At 63.5% G+C, this 3,406-nt stretch carries 3 protein-coding genes and 1 pseudogene; 1 reads left to right on the plus strand and 3 read right to left on the minus strand.

What is annotated here, in order from left to right:
- The coding region (locus tag ENZ75_RS25720) for a DNA-formamidopyrimidine glycosylase family protein (protein WP_281061278.1) at positions 1-540 on the minus strand (540 nt) is incomplete at its 3' end.
- Positions 533-1,774 (minus strand): phosphopentomutase, encoded by a 1,242-nt coding sequence (locus ENZ75_RS25725; RefSeq protein WP_013533691.1) that lies wholly within the window; start codon positions 1,772-1,774, stop codon positions 533-535. The genes ENZ75_RS25720 and ENZ75_RS25725, both read right to left, overlap by 8 nt.
- 308 nt (positions 1,775-2,082) lie before the next feature.
- Between ENZ75_RS25725 and ENZ75_RS25730 the strand changes: the two genes are divergently transcribed.
- Positions 2,083-3,003, plus strand: coding sequence for a PhnD/SsuA/transferrin family substrate-binding protein (locus ENZ75_RS25730; protein WP_164887997.1), 921 nt, complete (start codon positions 2,083-2,085; stop codon positions 3,001-3,003).
- A 34-nt stretch (positions 3,004-3,037) separates the two neighbouring features.
- On the opposite strand, the pseudogene ENZ75_RS25735 reads toward ENZ75_RS25730, so the two are convergent.
- Positions 3,038-3,406, minus strand: a pseudogene (locus ENZ75_RS25735) (pilus assembly protein); the annotation flags it as partial.

Genomic DNA, 3,406 nt, shown 5'->3' on the forward strand with positions numbered 1-3,406 from the left:
CTGGTCGAGAAGCGCTGCCTTCAGCGGTGATCTCCGCCCCTTCATCAATGAGGAAAGCAGCGCACCGTCCAATGTGTTGCCCGTAGGCTCGACGCCAAGTCCAGCCAGCATCGGATGAACGTCCGGCAGTCCTTCCGCAAACAACATGAAGCCGAAGCGGCGCGGATCATTGAAGATCACGCGCGATCGGGTACCGGCCGGAGACACGACATGGAAGACGACGTGGTCGTGATTGGAGCTCTTCGAGCGGTCGTGCCGGAAGATGCCGGGCATGTCGCTGCCATCGGCCGTCTCGATGCGGAATGAGCCCGACATGCCGAGATGGCAGATCAGCGCGGGGCCGCCTTCCAGGTCCATCGTCAGATACTTGGCCCGGCGGCCGAGTGCCGTGATCGTCTTGCCGGCCAGTCGCTGCGCGAATTTCTCGGGAAATGGAAAGCGCAGATCCGGTCGGCGCGCCTCGACGCGGGCGATGGTGGCGCCTTCCAGAACCAGCTGAAGTCCGCGCCGGACGGTTTCGACCTCCGGTAACTCAGGCATGACCGCCGATCGCCGCATAGAAAGAAGTGCCGTAGCGTCCGGGCGCCAGCCCGAGATGCTCGGCCACGGTTTCGCCGATGTCGGCGAATGTCGTTCTCAGTCCGATGTCGCCGCCCTTGAGACCCGGTCCAGTGCCGATCACCGGAACGCGCTCGCGCGTGTGATCGGTCCCGGCCCAGGTAGGGTCGTTGCCGTGGTCGGCCGTCAGGATGAGAAGATCGCCCTGCCGCAGCCTCGCAAATGCCTCCGGCAGCCGCAGGTCGAAGGCCTCGAGCGCTGCAGCATAGCCCGCGACATCGCGGCGGTGACCGAATTCGGTGTCGAAGTCGACGAAATTGGCGAAGACGAGGTCACCGTCGCCGGCATCATCCATCGCACCCAGCGCTTCGTCGAACATAGCCATGTTGCCTGCCGCCTTGCGCACTTGCGAAATTCCGCGATGGGCGAAGATGTCGCCGATCTTGCCGACGGCGATGACACGGCTGCCACGCGCCGTCAGCCGGTCGAGCAGGGTCGGTTCCGGCGGGGGCACGGCGTAGTCATGACGGTTGTATGTCCGCTCGAAAGTGGCGGTGGTTTCGCCGACGAACGGCCGCGCGATCACCCGTCCGATCCTGAGCGGGTCAACCAGCCTGCGCACCACCTGGCAGAATTCATAAAGCCGATCGAGGCCGAAATGGACTTCATGCGCGGCGATTTGCAGGACCGAGTCGACCGACGTGTAGCAGATCGGCTTGCCGGTCCGGATGTGTTCCTCGCCAAAGCGCTCGATGATTTCGGTGCCCGGCGCATGGCAATTGCCGAGAATGCCCGGCACCTTGCCTTCGCGGATCATCGCCTCGGTCAGTTCGGCCGGAAAGGCGGGAACCGTATCCGGGAAATAGCCCCAGTCGAGGCGCACCGGCAGGCCGGCGATCTCCCAATGGCCCGACGGCGTGTCCTTGCCGCTCGAAACCTCCTGTGCGGCGCCGTGAAAGGCAGTTGGGAGCAGATCCGTCCCGCTGCTGGCAAAGCCCAGCCCCGTTGCGGTTTCGGCAGCCTTGCCAAGCCCGAGCGAGGCCATCTGGGGGACAAACAGCGGTCCACTGCGAAGCCCTTCGCGATCCGCGCGGCCCTCTGCACAGGCTTCTGCGATGTGCGCGAATGTGTTGGCGCCGGCGTCGCCGTAGCGGTCGGCGTCGGCCGCTCCACCGATGCCGAAGGAGTCCAGAACGAAGAGGAAAGCGCGTGCCATCGAGTTGTTGCCAGTTTGACCGACCAGACATAGGGTTCCGCGACTTCATTGGCAATTCGGAAACCAAACGGCAACGGCTTGGCGTGATAGTCTGGTGCATGTCGCCCAAAAGTGCGCAGCGGTTTTGGGATAACGACATGCACAAACAGAGATGCATGTCGCCCAAAAGTGCGCAGCGGTTTTGGGATAACGACATGCACAAACAGAGATGCATGTCGCCCAACGGTGCGCAGCGGTTTTGGGCTGCGATATGCACAAATGCTCCGGGCATGGGCATGAATCGAGGACAACAGACCGTGGTTCCTGTCATGAGGGTTGCGCTGAAGACTTATGCCGCTCTCATGCTGGCGCAGGTCGCGCTCTGGTCAAATCCGGCGCATGCCGACTGGCGCGACGATATCGGCACGTTTCGCATCGGCATCGTTGCCGAGCCAGGCGCCGGCAACTCCGTTCCGGGGCTGGCACTGTTGACCGACGCCTACACCAAGGCCTTGGGCATGAAGGTCGAGTTTGTCGTTGCCCGCAACTATGCCGCGCTGATCGAGGCGCAGGCCAATGCCCGCATCGAATATGCGATCTATTCGGCCACCGCATATGCGACGGCCTCGCAGCGCTGCTTATGTATCGAACCGCTTGTGGCTCCGGTCGATTCAGACGGCGCGATCGGCATCCGCTCGGTTCTGCTGACGCGGGACGGCAAGCTGCCCGACCTTGCGGCGATGGACAGCCATCGTATCGCCATGGCGCCTCCTGACAGCGTCGGCGGTTCTCTCTTGCCATTGGCGGCGTTGGCGGCGGAAGGCCGCAAGATCGCGGAAGATGCACCGTTTCTGGTCCATGCCGATTCGGCCGCGGCGGCCGAGACGATGCTGGTCGACGGCAAAGCCGATGGCCTGTTCGGCTGGGTGACGGCCGCTGCCGACGGCCCGCGAGAACCGTCGGGCACGCAGGCGAGGTTGGCGGCGGCAGGGCTCTCGGTGACGGCGCTTCGGATCGTATGGACGTCGGGCCTGTTGAGATACGGCCCCCATGCGGTCCGCAGCGATCTCGACCCCGAAGCCAAGCGCCGGCTTGCCGTGTTCCTCACCAACCTCAAGTCGACGACGCCCGATATCTACGATCTCCTGGAATCGAAACATTCCGGCGGCTTCGCCACCGTGGCGCCAAAAGACTACGAGATGGCCGCTGCTATCGTGCGCTTCGTTTCGGACCGTGGGCCGCAGCAGTAGCTGGAGCGGCCTGCGCACGCCTGGCTGCCTCTGTTCAACAGTCGCTGCAAGGGATCGTCACGCTTCTGCGGGGGCGCAGAAAATAGGTTTCGCCCATGGTTATGTTGCTGAAAGCCGAGGTCAGCCCAAGCTTCTGTTGACTGCTCGCGCTCCACGCGATGACCGGCGTATAGCCGAGGTTACTTTCAACGCGGATGAGAAAAGTGTTGGCGACTCTGAGCGACGCCGGGATCGTTGTCTCGGTGGTGGCGGCGGCGCCAGGGCTGGCGACGCCGGCTACCAATTTGCGTGACCACACCACCAGTGCCCTCGTCGCATCGGCCGAGACCTGGATTGCCGTGACGGTGATGGTCGGATTTGAGCGGTTGTAGGGCTGAAGGGTGACGCTGCCGATCTGCATGAT

Origin of the sequence: Mesorhizobium sp. M7A.F.Ca.CA.002.04.1.1, assembly GCF_004022805.1 — a bacterium.
Lineage (GTDB): Bacteria > Pseudomonadota > Alphaproteobacteria > Rhizobiales > Rhizobiaceae > Mesorhizobium > Mesorhizobium ciceri.